This window comes from Methanofollis sp. (assembly GCF_028702905.1).
Lineage (GTDB): Archaea > Halobacteriota > Methanomicrobia > Methanomicrobiales > Methanofollaceae > Methanofollis.
On sequence record NZ_JAQVNX010000006.1, the window covers coordinates 11,856 to 31,961 of the forward strand.

The 20,106-nt window shown below is 59.5% G+C and carries 21 protein-coding genes; 15 read left to right on the top strand and 6 right to left on the bottom strand.

The window, feature by feature from the left end:
* Positions 1–3 precede the first annotated feature (3 nt).
* Together PHP59_RS01635 and PHP59_RS01640 are read right to left on the bottom strand one after the other, a co-directional pair.
* Positions 4–1,068 (bottom strand): hypothetical protein, encoded by a 1,065-nt coding sequence (locus PHP59_RS01635; RefSeq protein ID WP_300162589.1) that lies wholly within the window; start codon positions 1,066–1,068, stop codon positions 4–6.
* A 1,197-nt stretch (positions 1,069–2,265) separates the two neighbouring features.
* A complete protein-coding gene (locus PHP59_RS01640) occupies positions 2,266–3,777 on the bottom strand; it encodes a hypothetical protein (RefSeq protein WP_300162591.1) in 1,512 nt (503 codons plus the stop codon).
* Positions 3,778–4,106: 329 nt separating this feature from the next.
* Here PHP59_RS01640 and PHP59_RS01645 point away from each other — a divergent pair, with 329 nt between their 5' ends.
* The 10 genes from PHP59_RS01645 (at position 4,107) to PHP59_RS01690 (ending at position 12,017) form a co-directional block, all read left to right on the top strand.
* Positions 4,107–4,598 (top strand): HEAT repeat domain-containing protein, encoded by a 492-nt coding sequence (locus tag PHP59_RS01645; protein ID WP_300162594.1) that lies wholly within the window; start codon positions 4,107–4,109, stop codon positions 4,596–4,598.
* A gap of 109 nt (positions 4,599–4,707) precedes the next feature.
* Positions 4,708–5,004, top strand: coding sequence for an Hsp20/alpha crystallin family protein (locus PHP59_RS01650; RefSeq protein WP_300162597.1), 297 nt, complete (start codon positions 4,708–4,710; stop codon positions 5,002–5,004).
* Positions 5,005–5,241: 237 nt separating this feature from the next.
* On the top strand, positions 5,242–6,273 hold the full coding sequence (locus PHP59_RS01655) for a PAS domain S-box protein (protein ID WP_300162600.1): 1,032 nt from the start codon (positions 5,242–5,244) through the stop codon (positions 6,271–6,273).
* Positions 6,274–6,975: 702 nt separating this feature from the next.
* Positions 6,976–7,200: a HypC/HybG/HupF family hydrogenase formation chaperone gene (locus PHP59_RS01660; protein WP_300162603.1), complete on the top strand. Its 225-nt coding sequence runs from the start codon at positions 6,976–6,978 to the stop codon at positions 7,198–7,200.
* The gene (locus PHP59_RS01665) at positions 7,200–7,541 is read left to right on the top strand and encodes a hydrogenase maturation nickel metallochaperone HypA (RefSeq protein WP_300162606.1); all 342 of its coding nucleotides are present in this window, start codon (positions 7,200–7,202) and stop codon (positions 7,539–7,541) included. The genes PHP59_RS01660 and PHP59_RS01665 overlap by 1 nt, the downstream gene beginning before the upstream one ends.
* The gene (hypE, locus tag PHP59_RS01670) at positions 7,538–8,533 is read left to right on the top strand and encodes a hydrogenase expression/formation protein HypE (protein ID WP_300162611.1); all 996 of its coding nucleotides are present in this window, start codon (positions 7,538–7,540) and stop codon (positions 8,531–8,533) included. The genes PHP59_RS01665 and hypE overlap by 4 nt, the downstream gene beginning before the upstream one ends.
* A gap of 1 nt (position 8,534) precedes the next feature.
* A complete protein-coding gene (gene pyrC / locus PHP59_RS01675) occupies positions 8,535–9,797 on the top strand; it encodes a dihydroorotase (protein ID WP_300162614.1) in 1,263 nt (420 codons plus the stop codon).
* A 196-nt stretch (positions 9,798–9,993) separates the two neighbouring features.
* Positions 9,994–10,314 carry a DUF167 domain-containing protein gene (locus tag PHP59_RS01680; RefSeq protein ID WP_300162617.1) on the top strand — a complete coding sequence of 107 codons (321 nt, stop codon included), beginning with the start codon at positions 9,994–9,996 and terminating at the stop codon, positions 10,312–10,314.
* Between the two features lie 130 nt (positions 10,315–10,444).
* The gene (dnaG, locus tag PHP59_RS01685) at positions 10,445–11,671 is read left to right on the top strand and encodes a DNA primase DnaG (RefSeq protein ID WP_300162620.1); all 1,227 of its coding nucleotides are present in this window, start codon (positions 10,445–10,447) and stop codon (positions 11,669–11,671) included.
* A gap of 55 nt (positions 11,672–11,726) precedes the next feature.
* Positions 11,727–12,017 (top strand): UPF0058 family protein, encoded by a 291-nt coding sequence (locus PHP59_RS01690; protein WP_300162623.1) that lies wholly within the window; start codon positions 11,727–11,729, stop codon positions 12,015–12,017.
* Positions 12,018–12,049: 32 nt separating this feature from the next.
* Here the strand turns inward: PHP59_RS01690 and PHP59_RS01695 are convergent, their stop codons facing one another.
* Together PHP59_RS01695 and PHP59_RS01700 are read right to left on the bottom strand one after the other, a co-directional pair.
* Entirely contained in the window at positions 12,050–12,844 is a 795-nt protein-coding gene (locus PHP59_RS01695) for a RimK family alpha-L-glutamate ligase (protein WP_300162626.1), read from the bottom strand.
* Positions 12,845–12,919: 75 nt separating this feature from the next.
* Entirely contained in the window at positions 12,920–13,513 is a 594-nt protein-coding gene (locus PHP59_RS01700; protein ID WP_300162629.1) for a hypothetical protein, read from the bottom strand.
* A gap of 123 nt (positions 13,514–13,636) precedes the next feature.
* On the opposite strand from PHP59_RS01700, the gene PHP59_RS01705 reads away from it, so the two are divergent.
* Complete coding sequence (locus PHP59_RS01705) at positions 13,637–14,572, top strand: ornithine cyclodeaminase family protein (RefSeq protein WP_300162632.1); 936 nt, start codon at positions 13,637–13,639, stop codon at positions 14,570–14,572.
* 1 nt (position 14,573) lies between these two features.
* On the opposite strand, the gene tes is transcribed toward PHP59_RS01705, so the two are convergent.
* Complete coding sequence (gene tes, locus PHP59_RS01710) at positions 14,574–16,046, bottom strand: tetraether lipid synthase Tes (protein ID WP_300162635.1); 1,473 nt, start codon at positions 16,044–16,046, stop codon at positions 14,574–14,576.
* Positions 16,047–16,221: 175 nt separating this feature from the next.
* Here tes and PHP59_RS01715 point away from each other — a divergent pair, with 175 nt between their 5' ends.
* The 4 genes from PHP59_RS01715 to argF are packed head-to-tail and all read left to right on the top strand — an operon-like array spanning position 16,222 to position 19,453.
* The gene (locus PHP59_RS01715; RefSeq protein WP_300162679.1) at positions 16,222–16,722 is read left to right on the top strand and encodes a CDP-2,3-bis-(O-geranylgeranyl)-sn-glycerol synthase; all 501 of its coding nucleotides are present in this window, start codon (positions 16,222–16,224) and stop codon (positions 16,720–16,722) included.
* A complete protein-coding gene (pyrE, locus tag PHP59_RS01720; protein ID WP_300162638.1) occupies positions 16,716–17,228 on the top strand; it encodes an orotate phosphoribosyltransferase in 513 nt (170 codons plus the stop codon). Before PHP59_RS01715 ends, pyrE begins: the two co-directional genes overlap by 7 nt.
* A 27-nt stretch (positions 17,229–17,255) precedes the next feature.
* Positions 17,256–18,548, top strand: coding sequence for a phosphoribosylamine--glycine ligase (purD, locus tag PHP59_RS01725; protein WP_300162682.1), 1,293 nt, complete (start codon positions 17,256–17,258; stop codon positions 18,546–18,548).
* The gene (argF, locus tag PHP59_RS01730) at positions 18,545–19,453 is read left to right on the top strand and encodes an ornithine carbamoyltransferase (RefSeq protein WP_300162641.1); all 909 of its coding nucleotides are present in this window, start codon (positions 18,545–18,547) and stop codon (positions 19,451–19,453) included. The genes purD and argF overlap by 4 nt, the downstream gene beginning before the upstream one ends.
* Positions 19,454–19,866: 413 nt before the next feature.
* Here the strand turns inward: argF and PHP59_RS01735 are convergent, their stop codons facing one another.
* A complete protein-coding gene (locus tag PHP59_RS01735) occupies positions 19,867–20,103 on the bottom strand; it encodes a hypothetical protein (RefSeq protein WP_300162644.1) in 237 nt (78 codons plus the stop codon).
* Between the last annotated feature and the right edge of the window lie 3 nt (positions 20,104–20,106).

The window sequence follows — 20,106 nt, forward strand, 5'->3', positions numbered from 1 at the left end:
GGTTCAGTGCGGGACCATGGGCACGACGAAGAGCAGGACCTCCAGGGCGATCAGGATGATCACCACCCACTCGAGGTAATTCGAGTGCTGGAGGTTTACCCCATCGGAGAGCATCGCGTATGTCTGGCGGATGATGGCGATCTTCCTGCCGACACTGTCGCTCCACTGCTGGCAGTTCATGACCCTGAGGCTCATCGCATAGATGCGGCCATAGTAGACGTCCTCGGTCACCTTGATCAGGTTGTTGACTTTTTCTGTGATCTCCGAGATCTCGGCCTGCGTCTGCATCAGTCCCATCATGATCGCGCGGTACTGCCTGATCCGGTAGAAGAAATAGAGGCGGTCGGCCATCTCGATGTCATCGTACATCTTCTCCATCTGGCGCGTCAGTTCGCTGTCATAGAAGCGCAGTTCGAGGAGTTGCACGTTTGCGTACTCGATCAGTTCGATCAGGTCTGAAGGCGGTTCGGTGTTGACGAGGATGGCGCTGTCCCGTGTGAGGATTGCCCGGTCGTCCTCACTGTAACTGAGGGCGTTCTTGAGGGTCTCCTGCCGCGTCTCCGCGGAGAACGCTGTCGTATCCCCGAGCAGTATCCGTGTCGGGTCGAGGGAATCGTCGAGGGCGTGGGTTATGTAGATGGCGTAGTCCTCATAGAACTCCTCGTCGACCGTCCTCTCGCCGATCGCCGGCCTGAGGGTCGCAAGGAGACGTGCGATGGTGGCGGTGAAGATAGTATCCAGGCCTCTCTGGCCTGCGAAGCGGAGGGCGGTCTCCTCCAGCTCCCGCGGGGTGCCCTCAAACTCTTCGTGGATGAGGCAGATGCTGATCGCACCGATATCGTACACCCGTGCGTCGATGCGAAAGGTGTAGGTCTTTCCGTCCTGTTCGAGGGTCACGGGATCGATCCTGAGCAGGAGGGGGGCATGCTTGATGATGATCGCCCGTGGCTTCACCCGGACGAACCGCGCCCTGCTGATGGTCATGCTCTCCGAGAGAGCCCTTTCGAGGGAGGCGAGGTCTATCTCTTTCCCGATGTCGTAGATTCGGTAAAAACGGATTGCAAACATAGTTTCCGGTCACTCTGAGGAGGCCGTTCCTGAGGGGAAGGGGCCTTTGATCCTGTTCTGGATCAGATCGCGTATCATCGTATAGGATATAAGGGTGCGTCAGCGAGCAGGGGAGCGTGCGGCAGAATCCGGCAGGCTCTGGCGTATCCGGGACAGGCGCGGCGCGTACGACTGATACGGAGAAATGGGGTTGTGAAACCCTCACCCTTTCTTCGGGGTGATCCCTGCATAGAGATCGGTCCTGAAGACGTCAACAATACCAAAAAAAGGGCTCTGTAGAATCAGGCATGAGTCGGGAGCACGCCTCAGGCATACCGCATGAAAATTGTTCTGAGGAGATTCGTCTGGTCGACGTGCCTTCTCGCACGCTCGCGCCGGGGGCGCTGCCCCCGGGCCCCCTGGATTGCGATAGGGCGGACCTTTCTGAAGGTGGTTTTGCCCTCTCCATCTCCATCATGGGGTGCTCGTTGAGAGTCAAAACCTCATGAAAACCCGGAGAACTGATTTTCTGGATCATTTTCATGGTAAACCCTCGCGTGAGAGTACTTCCTGGAGTGATAACTGGAGACATCCTGTTCTTGTGTGCTGGTTCCGGGGGGCTGCCGCCCCCCGGACCCCATGCCATCAGGATAGAGACGGGATGGCAATCCCCCTCTCAATTTTCCGGCCCAGTCTTCCCAGGACCAATCCTGAGCGGGGGTCCGGGGGCGTAGTCCCCCGGCGAACTGTAGGGGGAAGGCAGTGGATCAGCACGCACACCACGAGATCAAAGAGGAGACATCAACCTGAGTCTGGGAGTTTACCATGAAAATGATCCAGACGTTCAATTCTGGAGTTATGGATGAGAATTTGAACACACAGATTTCTCTCATACCCGATATACGGAGAACAAAACCGTCCTCAGAACGATCAGGCTCTCTGCCTTCCCGCCCCTATCTTCGTCCCGGGGATCCGGGGGCAGCGCCCCCGGCGTGAAGATGTGGGAAGGGGTGATGATCAGGCGTGCCGCCCCGACCGCAGAATCTTCACCGCCGTCTCGCACCGAGGGGCGGCAATTGAACAGTATCCTTCAGGTGCCCTGTTGCAAGGAGAGGAATCAAGTATCCCTCCGCACTCAGGAGAACTGCAACGAGAAATTTTCATCACGTATGCGTGAGCCAGGGGTTCATGCCTGATTCTACAGAGCCAAAAAAAGGATTATGTCTGGTTCTGCGCCTTCAGCCGCGCTTCAAGTCTGTCAAGGAGTTTCCTGATCTCCTCGATCTCCTGGATCGTGACCTCGCCATCATCCTGGCCAGGCGTCTTGCCGGAGACCCCACGCCACTGGGTGAGGACGTCGTCCAGGCTGGTGCCGACAAAGGTCTCGCCGCCGTGGGCCACGACCAGTCCAATCTCCATCATCTCGCCGGTCTGGGAGATGACCGGGATGATCCAGACTTCCTGGCCGTCGAGGACGTACATGATCGGCTGCACGACCTCGAGGCCCGTGGCCATGGCCACCTTCTGGTGCTGCTGGACATTGGCCGCAGCGCCGAAGTCGTTGTAGTAGCCGGGGGCGTTGTAGAAGGTGAAGGTGCCGTCCTGGACATCGCAGAGGACATAGCCGACCATCGATGAGTCCTTGCCCGGCGTCGTGATGGCGGTGAACCAGTACTGGTTGCCGTCTGTGCCCTGGACCAGGTAGACGTCGGGGTCGCCCGAGGAGAGGGTCGCCCCGGCCTCGCCGTGCTCGACGTACACCTCGCCTGTCGGGTACTTCAGGTTGCGCTGCCCCCACCAGGAGTTGATCCAGCCGTCCGAGTACGTGCCCCACCAGCCAAGATAGGTCTCGGTGAGGTCCTCGTCATAGACCCGCTGGATCCAGGCGGGCTGTGTGCCGAGGTCGAAGAACTCGTTGGTGCCGGTGACCGGGTCGGTGACGACGACGCCCTCGGGCGTCTCGCCTATGATGCCGTACAGGGCGGGCCGGGAGAGGAGGGTGACCCACCGCGGGCTGCCCTCCTCGTCGAGCTGGAAGACGGGTTTATGGATGACATAGGTGGGATAGTCCTCCCAGATATGGCGGGTCAGGTCGTACTCCAGGATCGCATGCGGGGTGTAGTGCATCTGAAGTCCTGTGACCCGTCTGGGTTCTGCTTTCGGGTTTTCTGACGAGACGATCACGTATCCGTCCGTGCCTTCGCCGGCATAGATAAGGGCCTTGTCCAGAGTGGTGTAGTCCAGGGGGACCAGCCAGACCAGTTCGCCCCTGAGGAACTGGACGTCAGGCGTGAAGACGCCCACCTTGTATCCCAGGTTCCCGATGACCTTGTCTGCCCGCCAGAGGGCGGTCTTGGCCGAGGTCAGCCTGATGTGGTCGGTATCGATGAGGTCGGTGACATTGTCCACGGTCTTGACCTGCGGTATGGCGGCGAGGTCCTGTGCGCCGATGACCTGCGCCCCCGCGGTGAGCATCGGGATGCCGAGGATGGCGAGGGTCAGGATGGCCCCGCCGGCAACGCGCATCTTTTCGGCGCCATGGATGTACGAGGCGGCGATCCCGCTCACGGCAAGAGAGACCGCGAGGTAGAGGAGGACATTCATCAGGACCAGTGCCGGCGTCCGGATGTACAGGGCGACCCCTGAAAAGATGGCGCCGAGAGCGATGAGGCCGGGGTGGTTGAACTTCAGTGTTTTGTCTTCGATACGGACGGCCCAGAAGGCTGTCATGATGAGCCAGAAGACGATGAGAAATATATTCATGATAGATGCCTGATCGATCTATGTGTTAAGGGCACTTTACATATTGTGCTGTTCTCTCCACATGGACGGGGATTTTTCCTCCCTGCCGTGGCTCTCGCGGATATACGCGCATGGAATCCCCCCTGATGGGGGACCTGGACGGCATGACCGGTGATGCCTGGCAGGGCACCCCTGTCATCGTGCTCATCTGATGCAGACCCCCGGCCAGCGAGGTGAACAGCATGCCCGCTGTGGTGCATCGCCGCCGGAAAGACAGGCCCGCGCCTCTCTTATACCCTCCCTGCCTACAGACATGCATGGACAATTCCGCCGGACCCGAGTTCTCGGATGACACCCTTCCTGTCGAGATCGATGTTGCACCCTCCCCTGAAGTGCTCGAATGTGCCGTCGACAACGACCTTGACAGCCTCACCACCCTTCTCTTTCAGGGGCAATCACAAAAGGTCAGGGAGGACGCCGCCCTTGCCATTGGCATGCTGATGGGGGAGGAGGCAGTCGGGGCCTTCATCGGGCTCTTCGCCGAGGATGACCGCAACCTGCGGATGGCCGCTTCGTGGGGGCTCTCCGCGATCGGGACGCCGGCCATCGACGGCCTCATCGCCGCGCTCTCTGCGGAGGACGCCGCCACCAGAATGTGGGCGGCCTATACTCTCGGCGCCATCGGGCACTGCAAGGCCGAGGTTGCACTCGGAAAGGTGCTGAAGGACGATGACGCCGGCGTCAGGTGGTGGGCGTCCTGGGCCCTGGACCAGATTTTGCAGAGGCACGGCTGCTGCAACGGGTGCTGATGCCCGCGGCAACCCCGGCAAGAGGGAGGGACAGATCCTCTCGTCATCGCTTCTTCGGGAGAGGATAGGGTTTATATTCCATGCTGCCTTTCCGGCAGAGGGAGGAATCATGACCGAGATCAGGATCGCGCCGGCGGTGTATGCCATGCCGGACGAAAACCACGAAAATCTCCATATCGAGATAGAATTGCCCGGCGTCGACAAGAAGGACATCACGCTCAGAATGCACGACGACAGTTTCTTTGTCCAGGCATCGAAGGAGGGGACCAGGTATGCAGGCTCCTATGCCACCTGCTGCCCGATCGATTATGAGAAAGCGAAGGCATCCTATCACAACGGCCTGTTGATCGTGGACGTTCCGTACAAAAAGCCTCAGGCACGGGGCATTGAGATTCCCGTTCAGTGACCCGATGTGGGACAGAACCGGAGTGCCGGTTCTGCCTCCATCTCTCACAATTGTGCGGCTTTTCTGTAGGCCCGGGTGTCCTCTCTGCCCGGCGCGGGGTTTTTCCGGATCAATTCCGGATCTCTCTCGTTATCTCCAGCATGATGGCATATATTATCTCTTTAAGAATAAATCAAAACAAACAGAAATCCAAAGGTTTAATACTGGTTTCCAGATAATCTATGGAGAGACGATCATATGGAGAAAACTGATGAGGGGAGGGTCGGCGCCGCTTCAGGGGCCCTTGGCTATTCTGACCCAGGGATACTCTGGCAACGGATATTTGACGCCATAGAAGACCCTGTCTTCATTCAGGACCGTGAGGGTATCATTCTCCGGGCAAACCGGGCCACGGGCAACCTTCTCGGCGTCGATGCCGAAGAGGTTGTCGGGAAGCCCTGTTATGCCGTGATCCACCAGACCCCGACATTCATCGCGGGCTGTCCCTTTGTCAGGTCGAAGACCTCGAGAAAGAGGGAGAGATACACCCTCTGGATGTTTGGCCGGTGGTTCAGGGTCTCGATCGACCCGATCCTCCACCCTGAGCACGGCGTCATAGGGGCCATCCATATCATCACCGACGTCTCCGACATCAAGAGGATCGACGAGTTGAGGTCCAGGCTTGCATCGATCCTTGAGACGAGCGAGGACGCCATCATCGGCGCCTCTGCCGAGGGCCAGGTCACCTCCTTGAACGGTGCAGCCGTCGTCCTCCTCGGCACCACGCCCGACGATGCCATCGGCCTGCCGGTCTCGCACTTTGTCCCCGGTCCTCTTTTCAAGACATGGGAGGAGACGGCACAGGCCGTCGGCGGCGGCAGGGCAGGTCGGCGCTTTGAGTCCGAGATTCTCCGTCCGGATGGCACGGCTCATGAGGTCTCTGTCGGCATCTCCCCCATCCGTGATGAACGCAGTGTTGTGTCCGGCTACTCCTGTCTTATCCACGACCTCACCCCCCAGAGGAAGGCCGAACGTGCCCTTGTCGCCTATGTCGCCGAGGCCGCCCTGAGGATGAAGGTGCCGCTCGGCGGCGTCGCGCATGAAATAGGCAATGTCGCCGCCCTGCTGGACTCGGGACACGTCAGACCCGAGGACGCGGCCACCATTCTCCGGGTGCAGAAGGCCCACCTCGACCAGATCCTCCAGAACCTCGCCGACCTCGACCGTGCGGTTGCCGAGTCTGCCGAAGAGATCCCCGAGGCCTACCGCTGCTTCCTCTCCGGGAAATAATTTTTTTTGGACCCTGGAAAATTTCTGTTCGGAGTGTCCGGGTCGTGGGACTACCTCGAGATCCTTCGGTCTTCAGCGAAACCTCCGGTTTCTATAACTCGCTATCGCTCGCACAGCGAAGACCTGTCTTCTCATGCTCACGCCGTTCGCAACCCCCTTAGGATAGGTGGAGTGGCTATCTCCTCCACAGAACCTCCTGTTCTCTCTTCCCCGGACCAATCTTGAGCGGGGGTCCGGGGGCAACGAGCGATAGCGAGTTCGAGAAAATCTTTGATTTTCGAGTGACGACCGAAGGGAGTCGAGAAGGTCGAAGACCTTCGCTGTAGTCCCCCGGCGAACAGTATGGGGGAAGGCGGTTGATCGGTGTCCTGTGCCGGGGGACTACCGCCCCCGGCCCCCCGGTACAGGATAGGTGTGGATGGCAATCTCCCCCTCAGGGTTTTCTGCTCTATCTTTCCCTGCCCTTATCCTGAGCGGGGACAACCGTGTCAAGACGGTGGAAAGTGCGGGGCATTTTCCGGTTCAGGCAAATCTGTGATCTGCCATGGACTGATCAACCTCATTCCGGGACATCTCCCTATTTCTGCCTACTGGGGCTTCTTTTCACCGTCCAACCTGGAATTTTCCCTTTGATCCCGGCCATGTCACTTCAGAAGGTGTTTTTATGATCAGCACCCTACACCTTACCAGAGGGAATGCTGAATGTGTGTTGCAGTTCCTGCCGAAGTAATCGAGATCAAGGACGACAAGACCGGTGTCGTCGACTATGGCGACCTCAGGCAGGAGGTAAGGCTTGATCTCGTCGATGTCAAAGTAGGCGAGTTCGTCCTCGTCCATGTCGGCTTTGCTATCCAGAAACTCAGCCGCGAGGAGGGCCTGTCGACAAGAGAACTCTTTAAAGAAGTCTACGCAGCGATGGAAGAGTAATGCACGAGTACAGCATTGCGTACGACATCTTTGCCACAGCCCAGCGCGCCGCCGTCGAGAACCATGCAACGCAGGTGAAGGCGGTCAAGGTCGACGTCGGCGAATTTGCGATGGTCAACCCCGAACAGGTGAAGTTTCTCTTTGAGGTCATAGCGGAGGACGACCCTGTCTTTGCAGGCGTCTCTATGGAGTGCCGGACCGTGAAGGTACGCACCCGCTGTGACTGTGGCTATGAGGGCGACGAGAAGTTCGTCTGCCCCACGTGCGGAGGTCTCCCGCACATTGTCGAGGGAAAAGAGATTGTAGTCACCAAAATAGAGATAGAAGTGAACGATTCATGAAAGTCAACCTGATGCACGGCGCCGGTGGCGAGGTGATGGGCGAGCTTCTCAAGGTGCTCACGAAGTTCACCCACAACAATGCCGGCGGGATAGGCCTTGAGTCCCTGGACGACGGGGCGGTGTTCCCGGTCGGGGACCAGCAGATCGTGTTTACGACCGACAACCATGTCATCCACCCGATATTTTTCCCTGGCGGGGATATCGGCAGGATTGCCGTATCCGGCACCATCAACGACCTTGCGATGATGGGCGGTCGCCCGATCGCCCTTTCCTGCGGCATGGTCATTGAGGAAGGCTTCGAGGTTTCTGATCTGGAGCGGATCGTCGCCTCCATGGACGAAGCGCTCGGCGAGGTCGGAGCATCGATCGTGACCGGCGACACCAAGGTGCTGGAGAAGGGCGCCCTCGACGGTATCGTCATCAACACCGCGGGTATCGGCGTCGTAAACCACGTCGTCAGGGACAATGGGCTCAGGCCGGGCGACGTGATCATCGTCTCGGGCACCATCGGCGACCACGGGCTTGCGATCCTCTCCCACCGCGAGGGTTTCGACCTCGGCGAGCAGATCCTCTCCGACGCCGCCCCCCTCTGGGGCATGGTCGAGCGCGCCCTTGCCGCCGGCGATATCCACGCGATGAAGGACCCGACCCGCGGCGGATTTGCCAATGCGATCAACGAGATGGCGAGAAAGAGCGGTGTCCACGTCGAGATCGATGAAGAAGCCCTCCCGATCCGGAAGAGCGTCAGGAGCGCCGCCGCCATGCTCGGGATCGACCCCCTCGAAGTCGCAAACGAGGGGAAGGTCGTCATGGGCGTCGCACCCGGCGATGTCGACGCGGTCCTTGCCGCCCTGAAGTCGCACCACTATGGGAAAGATGCGGCGGTCATCGGCCGCGTCACCGAGGGTTCCTCCGTTGTCATGAAGACCTCGATCGGCGGCGAGCGCTTCATCGAACCGCCGGTCGGCGATCCTGTGCCGAGAGTCTGCTGATATGATCGGGGAGGAGACGGTCGTCCTGAAGGGCGTCACACTGCCGGGCGGCAGGGTGGCAGACCTCACCCTCGGCGAGGGAAGGGTCGTCCATGTCGGCGCCGTGGGGAGGGCCGACGACGTGATCGACGCGGCCGGCCTCCTCTGCGTCCCGGCCGCGGTGGATATGCACACCCACCTGCGGGGCGGGGCCACACAGGGGGCGAAGGAAGACTGGGCAAGCGGGACCGCGAGCGCGCTCTCTGGCGGGGTGACGGTCGTCGTCGACCAGCCAAACACCGTGCCCCCTCTCACGACACGCGAGGCCTTCCGCGCCCGTGTCAGCGAGGCCCGCGATCATGCCCTCTGCCGTTTCGCGATCAATGCCGGTGTCGTCCCAGGCGCCGACCTTGCAGGGCTCTGGCAGGAGGGGGCGATGGCCTTCGGCGAGATCTTTGCCGGTCCGTCCAGTTACGGCGCTGCCGTCCCTGAAAATGTCCTGAAAAATGCGTTTCTCACCCTCAGGGATCTTGGCGCCCTGGCCACGGTCCATGCCGAAGATCCCCTCCCGGGCACTCCCGCGACCCTTGCCGACCACGACCGCCTCAGGCCCGCCGATACCGAGGCCAGGGCCGTCAGGACGGTCTCCTCCCTCCTCCCTCCCGGCGGGCGGATCCACTTCTGCCATATGAGCACGGCCGCCGCCGTCGATGCCGCCGTCGGCACTGTCGAGGTGACGCCGCACCACCTCTTCCTCTCCATTGACCGCTTCGCACCCGAAGACACCCATGCACGGGTGAACCCGCCCCTCAGGTCGGAAGAGGAGCGCCGCTGTCTCTGGAGCAGGTGGGAGAGGATCGACGTCGTCGCATCCGACCATGCCCCGCACACCGCCGGAGAAAAGGCCGTGTCCTTCGCCGCCGCCCCCTCCGGCATGCCGGGCGTCGAGACGATGGTGCCCCTTCTCATGGCCGCGGTGCGGGAGGGCCGGATCTCCCTTGCATCGGTCATCGAGAAGACCGCCATAAACCCCGCACAGATCCTCGGCATCCCTGCGGCCGGGTTTGTGCCGGGCGAGAGGGCTGATTTTGCCCTGTACCCTGCAAAGACGACGAAGATCGATCCCGCAGCCCTGCATACGAAATGTACCTGGACGCCGTACGAGGGCATGGAGGCAGTCTTCCCGGAGATTGTCGTCATGGGAGGCGCCTGTGTCGTGCGGGAGGGCGAGATCGCCACCGGCACCGCCGGGTCCTGGATCCCGGGCAAGGGCTATATACGCTGACCGCCAAACTATAGAGGCCGATACATGCACATCCATAGGTCCCCGGGCGATCGATTGGCAGAGCCTGGATATGAGCTGCGGGACAACCCGGATGTGCGACAGGCGCGCCCGGTGCGAGGGTTTAAGACCAGGTGAAGAACGGCACATGCCACTGATGATCCATGGTCGTTAGCACCGGGCCACACCGGTGATTCCCGTGACCTCTCTTGACGACGCAGTAACAGGCCCGGACAAGTGTGTCGTGCTCACTCTCGACATCTCTGCCGGGAGTAAGAAGGACTCTTTTCCTGCAGGCTACAACCCCTGGAGGCATGCCCTTGTCTGTCAGGTCGCCGCTCCGGCAGTGGGAGGGAAGGCAAACCGTGCCATCGTCGCTCTGGTTGCGGAGACGATCGGCGTTCCGAAGTCTGCAGTCGGTATTGTTTCCGGTGCCACCTCAACGATCAAGCGGGTCGAGGTGAGGGGCATATCAAGAGATCAGGCAATACAGCGTTTATCCTCTCTTCTTCCCGGATAATTCTCTGGATTCATCCACAATGGTGCGCGCATACCCAAAGGTGGATATATAAGTACTCCGGGATATATCTACTACCATTGTCTATGGGCCGTCATCGTATTTCTCATATGACAGATTCCGGAGGCTTATCATGTATTCATCAGATACGACCAAGTATCTCATTCACATTAATCTCCACGCAGAGGGGGTGGTCGAGAAACCCGACGTAGTCGGTGCCATATTTGGCCAGACTGAAGGGTTGCTCGGCGAAGACCTTGACCTCCGCGATCTCCAGCGGACCGGGCGGGTCGGCAGGATTGATGTCCACATCATGAGTAAGAAGGGCGAGACCAGGGGAGAGATCCTCATCTCCTCCTCCCTCGACCGTGCGGAGACGGCGATCCTTGCGGCGTCCCTGGAGACGATCGACCGGGTCGGCCCCTGCGTCGCACATGCCACAGTCGAGCGGATCGAGGACATCCGCGTGACAAAGAGGAAGCAGATCGTGGAAAGGGCAAAGGAACTGCTGATCACCCACTTTGATGAGTCGGCGATCGACTCCACCGAACTGCTCGACACTGTCAGGGAGTCGCTGCGGATCGAGAAGATCAGTGTCCTCGGCGAGGAACGGGTGCCTGCAGGCCCGAATGTGCTCGACTCGGACGCGATCATCGTCGTGGAGGGTCGGGCCGACGTGATCAACCTCCTCAGGTACGGGATCAAGAATGCCGTTGCCGTGGAGGGGACGAAGGTCCCGGCAGTTATTACGAAACTCTGCGAGATCAAGACGGCTACGGCCTTCTTCGACGGCGACCGCGGCGGCGACCTCATCCTGCGCGAACTCCTCCAGGTCGCCGAAGTCGACTATGTCGCCTTCTGCCCGCGGGGCAAGAGCGTCGAGGAACTGACACGAAAAGAGGTCATCAAGTCCCTGAGAAACAAGGTCCCGACAGAGTACATCAGGGACCAGCTGACCGATACAAAGGAAGAGGCCCCTGCAGAGGCGATCCCTCTTCAGGAAACGATGCCGGTCATTGTCAGCGAGGTGAAAGAGCCCGAAGAGGCGGCTAAGAGCATACCCACGGCACAGCCTGTCATGACCCTCGAACAGCAGATCCTGGAGGTCGAAGGGAGGGGCATGGCACGTTTCCTGACCTCGGATTATACACTGGTGAGCGAGGCGAAGGCCGGCGATGTCGAACGCGCCGTTGAAGAGGTCGATTCGGATACGGCCGGCGTGATCATCGACCGTCCGGTCGATCAGAAACTTATCGATGTCTTCCTTGCGAAGGGACTGGAGTTCATTGCCGCTCCGGAGTTCAGGGATATCGTGAAGAGACCTTTATCTCTCAGGCTCATGAAAATTCGGAAGGCATAGATGGGAGCAAATATATTTATAATAAAATTTCCTATTTCTCTTTCGGGGTTTGGACATGCATAAAGAAGAACTGATTACCCTGCACCAGATCCTTGTCGAGATCAAGGATTATTTCGAGATGATGAATGCCGAGTTGAAGTTCCCGCAGTATTATGCGCTCAAGATCAATCCGTCCCAGATCCACAAGAGCAAACTTGAACACAAACACGCGATCTTCGTCCTCGGGCAGGAGCTCGCCAATGCAATGAAAGATATCGACTATAATGCCTCGTCCCGCATCTCCGCCAGAATGAAGGAACTCTCCGAGAAGACCGAGCGGGAACTCGAAAAGAGTATTGAGCAGTAAAGGGGGGCATGTCCCGAACCCCCCGGGTAGGTCTATGACCTCAGCGCCTGTTCCTTTTCGATCAGGTGACGGGCAAGCATTTTTGGAATAGGGGCCGCCATACAGTGCCAGTTCGGCGTGCCGTTCACTTCAAGAACCGTGTAACTCCCATTCTCGACGAGCAGATCGACGCCGCAGTAATCGGCACCGACGGCGTCGGCCGCACCGCCGGCGACCTCCTGCATCTCGTGATCGATCTCGATCGGCGTCCCGGTCCCTCCCTGGTGAATATTGTGGGTGAGGTGGGCCGACTGCCGGCAGATGGCACCGACGGCCTTTCCTTCGATGACGAAGACCCTGAAGTCCCGGTCGTTTTGCACATATTCCTGGAGATAATAGGGGGCTTCGCCGAACTCGTCGGGCGTGGTGACGAGACGGACGTCGATGCCGTCATAGCCGTAGACCGGTTTGGAGACCGCCTTCCCGTGCCGTGCAAGGAAGTCGGCGGCAAGTTCCCGGGACGCGGTAAAGAGCGTTTCAGGAGAAGGTATCCCTTTTTTGAGAAGGAGCGCCGTCGTCTTGACCTTGCTTGCGCAGGTCGCGATTGCGTCGGGCGAGTTGACGACGAGGTTCTCAAGGGCGAGGACATCCAGACACTCGAACTGGTGAATGTCCTGCTTCATGCCGCATACCCAGATGAGGTCGCCGGCGATGGACGCCGAGAGGGGATCGATGGCGTCGAGGTCAAGGAGGGCATATTCCGTTCCCGCCCGTTTGAGTTCAGAGAGCACCGCAGCAGTCGAGTTGTCGTCGTGGGTGTCTGTCGGTTTGGGTACAATGCGAATCATGGTCTATCCCCGGTCGGGCGGCGATGTCGGCCGCTCTCAGTAAGAGTAGTCTTGCGGGGGAGGGGATGAAGATATCTATATTTTTTCTCCGCCGATCTCGCCCAGACTTGCCTCGGCTTTCTCGACTATCAGCTGCATGGCCTGGATCTTCGTCCGGGCAGTGAGTGTTTCTCCTTTTTTCAGGGCGTCTGATGCTTCCTGGTATAACTTCTCAGCCCTTTCCACCCGCCTTTCCGGTCGCCCCACATCTTCCCCCTTGATCTTGAGAAGGTCGATCTCCTCCCTGACAGCCAGGAGTTCCCTGAAGATATCATGGAGTTCCATGCCGATATCTGCCGTGGCAGGCAGACCTTCATCTCCGGCATCGAGCATCGCCCTCATCTCGTCGTCAATGTCGGTGACCCTCTCGGCGACGAGGAGGGCAAGCGGTGTCGCCTCTCCTGTCGTAAGCCCCTGGCCCTGGAAGGAAACCTCGAGGTCGGGGCCGGAGAGCCTCACCGCGATCTGCCCCTTTTCCTCCCCACAACTGATGGTCATTGGCGAACGGGCCTTCTCCCTCTCGAAGAGCACACTGATGCCGTTCGATTCCAGATCTTCGGCAAGGCGATCCAGGAAAGTGGAATAGGCGCCGGCAAGGCCCCGGGCGTAGTGGATATATGATATGGACATCCCCCGATCCTAAAATATCCCTTTAGGTGATAAGCGTTCCGCCTGCGGTCTGTCATCGCCATTCAGGCACAGGAGGTGGAGGGCCGCACAAGGGTTTTATCCCGGCGGATCGATGTGCCGGCCATGCGCTACTATCCTGCAGGAACAGATCTCCCCTCACCACACGAAGTCAACCTGGCCGTCGAGGAGGCGTTCAGGGAATACGGGGAGGGGCGGGTTCAGATGCCGCCGAAGATCTATGTGACCTTTGAAAAGGGGGATTTCAGGACGATGCCCGCGTACCTGCCGGGCATCGGTATGGCGGGCGTCAAAATTGTCAATGTCCACCCGGAAAACCCGAAGATCGGGTTGCCGACAGTGATGGCCCTCACGGTCATCCTCGACCCCGCCACAGGCATGCCTGAAGCAATCTTGAATGCCACGGCCCTCACCGACCTGCGGACAGGTGCGGCCGGTGCCCTTGCCGCACGCTACCTCTCCCCGAAACGCCGGATCGTTCTCGGCGTCATCGGGAGCGGGAGACAGGCCGCGGCCCAGGTGAACGCAATCGCCGACGTCCTGGAGATCACGGAGGTCAGGGTCTGGAGCAGGACCCCTGCGAATGCGGAGGCCTTCTGCCGCCGGTGCGAGGGCCATGCCTGCGACGCCGTCTCCCTGGAAAAGGCCTGCGACGCCGACGTCATCGTCACGACGACGCCGGTCAGGACGCCGATCATCAGGTCTGAATGGGTCCATGAGGGGACGCACATCAATGCCATCGGTGCCGACGCACCCGGCAAGGAAGAACTCGACCCGGCTATCCTCCTCCGCTCACGCGTCTTCGTGGACGATCCTGCACAGGCCTTTCATTCAGGCGAGATCAATGTGCCGGTCTCTTCCGGACTCTTCACCGCAGAGATGATTGCGGGCACTCTCGGGGACATTGTCTGCGGGAGAAAAAAAAGGGAGAAAAGAGATGAGATTACGCTCTTTGACTCGACCGGCCTTGCGGTCCAGGACCTTGCCATAGCGGCCCTGGTGATGAAGAAGGGGGACGGGATTGCCCTGCCCTTCCCCTGATTCACTCCTCTTTCGGGAGGGGCCGGGCAAACTTCTTCCAGACCTCCTCCCTGTACACCGGCCCCGAGTTGTAGGTGCAGAAGGGGATCAGTCTGCCGTCTGGCGTGGCATAGTGGATGCAGCAGCGCTGGACACGGCTGATGTCGTAGTTGTAGTTGTCCATGAAGTGCATCGTGCCGATGAAAAGCGCGTTCCAGTGGAAGTCCCGCAGGGCGTCGAAATTCTGCGAAACGAGCGTTTTCCCGAGGAGCGTCCAGAACTGTGTCGCACCGCCGTGTTCGCCGTTCGATGCGGAGACGCTCATGTCCCTGACGCCCTCGATGAGCGCCCGGTACTTGTTGATGGTCCCGCCGTCCTTCAGCCTGTCGGTCATCGTCCTGATGGCCTCGAAGAACCCGTCGACGTCGACCATCTCGTTGATCGGGACAAGTCCTTCCTCAGTCACGAAGACATAGGTCGCGGCGCCGCAGTGCTGGTGGGTGGTGAACCTGACCTGCGGTTTTCCGGTGTACGTCTCGACGAGGTCAGAGATCGGGACGACGCAGGGGACAGGGTAGAGGTAACTCTTCTTGATGATGCCGCCGGTCTGCTCCTCTATCTTCTCGGCAAGGTCGGGGATGGTGATCCGCTCTCTTTTGATGTCGTCCTCGCTTGCGGCACCGGTGAAGGCCACCGGCTGGAAGTTGACGCCACGCACGACCTGCACGCGGTCTGCGGCAAACCTGAGGATTGCACCGATCTCATGGTCGTTTCTCCCATTGATGATCGTCGGGACGAGCACGACGCCGAGGCCGACCTTTGCGCAGTTTTTCACGGCATTCAGGCTTGCCTGAAGGATCGGGTTCGTTTCCAGGGTGATGCCGTCGAAGTGCAGATAGACTGTGCTCAGGCCGGCGTCCCTGAGTCCCTGTGCATATGCAGGATCCATTGCGATCTTGATCCCATTCGTTGCGATCTGGACCTGTGAGAACCCGAGTTCCTTTGCCTTTCTGATGATATCGAAGAGGTCGTCGCGCATCGTCGGTTCGCCGCCAGAAAACTGGACGGCCGGCGTGGGAACCGGCTTTTCGCTCTTGAGCATCTTCATCATCTCGACGACCTCGTCGAAGGACGGTTCATAGATAAACCCGCATGCCTGAGCATTGGCGAAACAGAAGTCGCAGTGGAGGTTGCACCGGTTTGTCAGGTCGATATTGGCAAGAAGAGTGGTCGACCTATGGCCTGAGCATATCCCGCAATTTGCCGGGCAGGTGTCGGGTACGGTCTCTTTCTGGGGGTTGGAGACACCGTTTCCCATCTCCTCGAATGCATCGAACCGCCTGTACATCTCTGCATCCGACCAGTAGAGGTGTTTCGCCTCTCCATGCTCCGGGCAGGTACGGGAGATCCAGACCTTCCCGTCCTCCTCGCAAATGTCTGCGTCAAGCACCATTTTGCAAACGGGGCAAAGACTCTTGGTTTTTTTCAGAAGCATATCTCATCCACCGGCATATCTTTACAATAGCGTTTCATATATTGGTTACCTGTGCTATACAGTGATGACACAATGTTTAGAGCGAATTGAGATTTAAACTTAAGTAGAAATTGTGGGGAGAATAATTATTATTATCGATTCGATTATATCCGGTCTGATCGTGGCGATCTGGGTGATGCTGCCGGCCTATGTGCCTAACTCGGCCGCCGCCGCCCTCGGAGGCGGTGCACCCGTGGACATGGGGAAGACCTGGAGCGACGGCCGCAGGGTCCTTGGCGACGGCAAGACCTGGCGGGGTTTTATCCTCGGCGTCGCATGCGGTGTCGCCGTGGGTATCGTCCAGATTGCGGCGAGGGACACCTTCGGGCTCACCTCTCTCCCCGAGCATACGCTCATAACGGTGTGCCTCCTTGCCTTCGGGGCGCTTCTTGGCGATATGGTAAAGAGTTTTATCAAAAGGCGGCTTGGAAAGGAGAGCGGAGAGCAATGGCTCATCGCCGATCAGTATGACCTCGTTGCCGGATCTCTCGGTCTCTTGCTTGTCTTCCAGTACGGCTGGGTCATGGAGAATGTGACTCTCGGGGTCTTTGTCTGGATTCTCATCCTCACGCCCCTCCTCCACCGTGCTGCAAACATCATCGGATATCTCATCGGAGTGAAGAAAGTACCATGGTAAAGGAAATTGCAGAACTGCTCAAAGATCACGGGGCCATTGAGATCGGGGACTTTGTCCTGGCGTCCGGGGCGCGGAGTTCGTATTATCTCGACATCAAGACGGCGATCACCGACCCCGCTCTCCTCCGCCGGATAGGCGAGGCATTTGCAGAGGGGTTCATGTTCGATGTCGTCGCAGGCGTTGCGGTGGGTGCGGTGCCCCTTGCGGTCGCCACCTCGCTTGTATCGGGAAAACCGTACGCCATCATCAGGAAGGAGCAGAAGGACCACGGCAAGAGCGACCTCGTCATCGGCGACGTGAAGGGGAAGGCAGTCCTCCTTGTCGAGGACGTCACCACGTCAGGGGGGTCCGCGCTCTTCGGGGTCAGGGTGCTCAGGGATGCAGGGGCGCGGGTCGTTGCCGTGGCCTCGGTCGTGGACCGGGAGAGCGGGGCGTCCGATACTTTTGCACGGGAGGGGGTGCCCCTCGTCCCGTTGACGACGGCCTCAGAGATGATGAACCTGTAATCATTTATGGGGGAGAGGCATATAATGATGGACATGAAGATTCTTGTTGTGGGCGGTGGCGGCCGGGAGCACGCGATTGCACGGGCCCTATCCTGCAACAGTGGTGTAAAACTCTATACGGCAATGGCCCGGCACAACCCTGGCATTGCGTCTCTCTCTGAGGGCGTTCTCCTCGAAAAAGAGACCAATGTAGGGGCTGTCGCGGATTTTGCAAAGAAGAGCGGTGTCGACTTTGCCATCATCGGGCCCGAGGCACCACTCGAGGCCGGCATTGCCGACACCCTCCAGGAACAGGGTGTCCCCTGCGTCGGACCGACGCGGATGGCGGCACGGCTTGAAACGGACAAGGCGTTCTGCCGTAACATGATGGAGAAGCACGGCATCGCCGGGTGTCCGCACTACCGCGTCTTTCAGGACCCCGGGGAGGCCTGCGAGTACATCGACGCCTATGACGGCGACCTTGTGGTCAAACCGATCGGTCTGACCGGTGGAAAAGGGGTCAAGGTCATGGGCGAGCAGGTGGACCGTGAGGGTGCGAAGAAATATGCCCGCACTCTCCACGGCGTCGTCGTCCTTGAGGAACGGCTTATCGGCGAGGAGTTCACCCTCCAGGCCTTTGTCGACGGGAACCACCTGGTGCCGATGCCCCTTGTGCAGGACCACAAGAGGGCGTACGAAGGGGATAGCGGCCCGAATACCGGGGGAATGGGGACGTACTCCCTTGAGGATCATCTCCTGCCCTTTGTGACGCCGTCAGACTACCGCGACGCCCTTGAGATCATGCGGAACGCCGTTGCGGCGATGATCGCCGAGGGCCAGCCGTACCGCGGCATTCTCTACGGTCAGTTCATGAACACGCGGGACGGCCCGAAGGTCGTGGAGTTCAACTCGCGCTTCGGCGACCCCGAGGCGATGAATGTCCTCTCTCTCATCAGGAGCGACTTTGCCGAGGTCCTCTGCCGGATCATCGACGGGACGCTCTCGCCCGCTCATGTGGACTTCGCAAAGCAGGCGACGGTCTGCAAGTACCTCGTGCCTCAGGGTTATCCTGACACACCGGTCGCCGGAGCGCCGATCGAGGTCGGGGACTATGGCGACGCCCTGCTGTACTATGCGAATGTCGGCGAAAAGGACGGGAAGCTGACGACCCTCACTTCACGGACGATGGCCTTCGTCGGGCTCGGCGACAGCCTTGAAGAGGCCGAGGCAAAGGCCGAAAAGGCGGCGGCGGCGGTGAAAGGCGGCGTGTGGTACAGACACGATATCGGCAAGACCTCCCTCCTCGACAGGAGGATTGCACATATGAAGGGGATACGATGAAGAAGGATTTTCTGACGCTTCTTGACGCGGACGCCACCGAGATAGAGGAGATCCTCGACGAGGCCGAGAGGCTCAAGGCGCTCAGGGCAGAGGGAACTCCTCATACCCTTCTGGCCGGGAAGAGCCTTGCCATGATCTTCGAGAAGGCCTCGACGCGGACGCGTGTCTCTTTCGAGGCAGGGATGCACGACCTCGGGGGCCATGCCCTCTTCCTCAACCCCCACGACCTCCAGCTCGGCCGGGGCGAAATGCTCAGGGACACGGCGCGTGTGCTCTCCAGGTATGTCTCGGCCATCATGATCCGGGCCTACAAGCACAGCACCCTCGAAGAGTTCGCGAAGTATTCGTCGGTGCCGGTCATCAACGGCCTCTCCGATATCGCACACCCCTGCCAGGTGCTTGCCGACCTCCTGACCTTGCGCGAGCGCTTCTCCTCCCTGGACGGACTGAGGCTTGCATGGATCGGGGACGGGAACAATGTCTGCAACTCGATGCTCCTTGCCGCGGCCTATACGGGTATGGAACTGAGGATCGCATGTCCTTCGGGATATAACCCCGACGCCGGGATCCTGGAGGAGGCCAGGGTGCGGGGTGCGAAGGTTGCATTCTTCTCCACGCCTGAAGAGGCGGCAGAGGACGCACACGCCCTTTACACCGACGTATGGGTCTCGATGGGCAACGAGGCCGAACGGGAAGAGCGTCTCAGGGCCTTCCAGGGCTATACGATCACCTCCGGCGTCGTGGCGCGTGCCGAACCCGACGCCGTGGTGATGCACTGCCTGCCCGCCCACCGCGGCGAGGAGATCGCCGAAGATGTGCTGGAAGGGCCGCAGAGCATTGTCTGGGACCAGGCCGAGAACCGTCTCCACGCCCAGAAGGCGCTTCTCGTCAAACTGATCCGGTGAACGGGGTCGCACCTCAGGTGCGACCGCGTTTTATCTTTTTTAAGTCAAAGATTTTCTCGACTGTTTTTAGGGTAGGCGGTTGAGCGGCATCCTCCACTGGGGGGCTGCCGCCCCCCAGACCCCCGCTATTAGGATAGGGGTGGAGAGCAGCCTCCTCTTCAAAATGCAGGGCTTACCCATTCGAAGCCCAATCCTGAGCGGGGACGAACGGAGTGAGCACAAGAAAATCTCTGATTTTCGGCGTAGTCCCCCGGCCTGTGTTCAGGGGAAGGCGATGAATCAGAAGGATACTTTGATCTGAACATGAGAATATCTCCCCGTCCCGATTTTCCCGATCAAGCGGACCTCTGACCCCCCCTGAAACGCAGGTTTTCGAGCAGGCGCCTTCTGCTCTTCCTGCAAAAAAAAAAGAATTAGTCGGAGCCGATGAAATCCTTGACCTGTGCTACCATGTCCTTTTCCGCTTTCTGGAGAACGTCCATCTTGCCGCGGAAGGCAAGGAGGTTTCGCATGTCGCCGTCCATGTTTGCAAAGGAGAGCCTTTGCGGGCTGTCAACCAGTTCGACGTCGTACTTGCCGATGATATCCCGGATCACGCTTCTCGGGACACCTGGCGGGATGACCAGATCATAGAGTTCTTCTTCTGCCATGGG

Excerpts from the sequence above, each read along its gene's own strand:
- PHP59_RS01690 (WP_300162623.1), top strand. The coding sequence starts at position 11,727 with ATGCATAAAGAAGAACTGATTACCCTGCACCAGATCCTTGTCGAGATC.
- PHP59_RS01645 (WP_300162594.1), top strand. The coding sequence starts at position 4,107 with ATGGACAATTCCGCCGGACCCGAGTTCTCGGATGACACCCTTCCTGTC.
- argF (WP_300162641.1), top strand. The coding sequence starts at position 18,545 with ATGAAGAAGGATTTTCTGACGCTTCTTGACGCGGACGCCACCGAGATA.
- PHP59_RS01655 (WP_300162600.1), top strand. The coding sequence starts at position 5,242 with ATGGAGAAAACTGATGAGGGGAGGGTCGGCGCCGCTTCAGGGGCCCTT.
- PHP59_RS01705 (WP_300162632.1), top strand. The coding sequence starts at position 13,637 with ATGCGCTACTATCCTGCAGGAACAGATCTCCCCTCACCACACGAAGTC.
- dnaG (WP_300162620.1), top strand. The coding sequence starts at position 10,445 with ATGTATTCATCAGATACGACCAAGTATCTCATTCACATTAATCTCCAC.
- pyrC (WP_300162614.1), top strand. The coding sequence starts at position 8,535 with ATGATCGGGGAGGAGACGGTCGTCCTGAAGGGCGTCACACTGCCGGGC.
- PHP59_RS01640 (WP_300162591.1), bottom strand. The coding sequence starts at position 3,777 with ATGACAGCCTTCTGGGCCGTCCGTATCGAAGACAAAACACTGAAGTTC.
- PHP59_RS01735 (WP_300162644.1), bottom strand. The coding sequence starts at position 20,103 with ATGGCAGAAGAAGAACTCTATGATCTGGTCATCCCGCCAGGTGTCCCG.
- PHP59_RS01660 (WP_300162603.1), top strand. The coding sequence starts at position 6,976 with ATGTGTGTTGCAGTTCCTGCCGAAGTAATCGAGATCAAGGACGACAAG.
- PHP59_RS01650 (WP_300162597.1), top strand. The coding sequence starts at position 4,708 with ATGACCGAGATCAGGATCGCGCCGGCGGTGTATGCCATGCCGGACGAA.
- PHP59_RS01715 (WP_300162679.1), top strand. The coding sequence starts at position 16,222 with ATGCTGCCGGCCTATGTGCCTAACTCGGCCGCCGCCGCCCTCGGAGGC.
- tes (WP_300162635.1), bottom strand. The coding sequence starts at position 16,046 with ATGCTTCTGAAAAAAACCAAGAGTCTTTGCCCCGTTTGCAAAATGGTG.
- PHP59_RS01635 (WP_300162589.1), bottom strand. The coding sequence starts at position 1,068 with ATGTTTGCAATCCGTTTTTACCGAATCTACGACATCGGGAAAGAGATA.
- hypE (WP_300162611.1), top strand. The coding sequence starts at position 7,538 with ATGAAAGTCAACCTGATGCACGGCGCCGGTGGCGAGGTGATGGGCGAG.
- pyrE (WP_300162638.1), top strand. The coding sequence starts at position 16,716 with ATGGTAAAGGAAATTGCAGAACTGCTCAAAGATCACGGGGCCATTGAG.
- PHP59_RS01665 (WP_300162606.1), top strand. The coding sequence starts at position 7,200 with ATGCACGAGTACAGCATTGCGTACGACATCTTTGCCACAGCCCAGCGC.
- PHP59_RS01700 (WP_300162629.1), bottom strand. The coding sequence starts at position 13,513 with ATGTCCATATCATATATCCACTACGCCCGGGGCCTTGCCGGCGCCTAT.
- purD (WP_300162682.1), top strand. The coding sequence starts at position 17,256 with ATGGACATGAAGATTCTTGTTGTGGGCGGTGGCGGCCGGGAGCACGCG.
- PHP59_RS01695 (WP_300162626.1), bottom strand. The coding sequence starts at position 12,844 with ATGATTCGCATTGTACCCAAACCGACAGACACCCACGACGACAACTCG.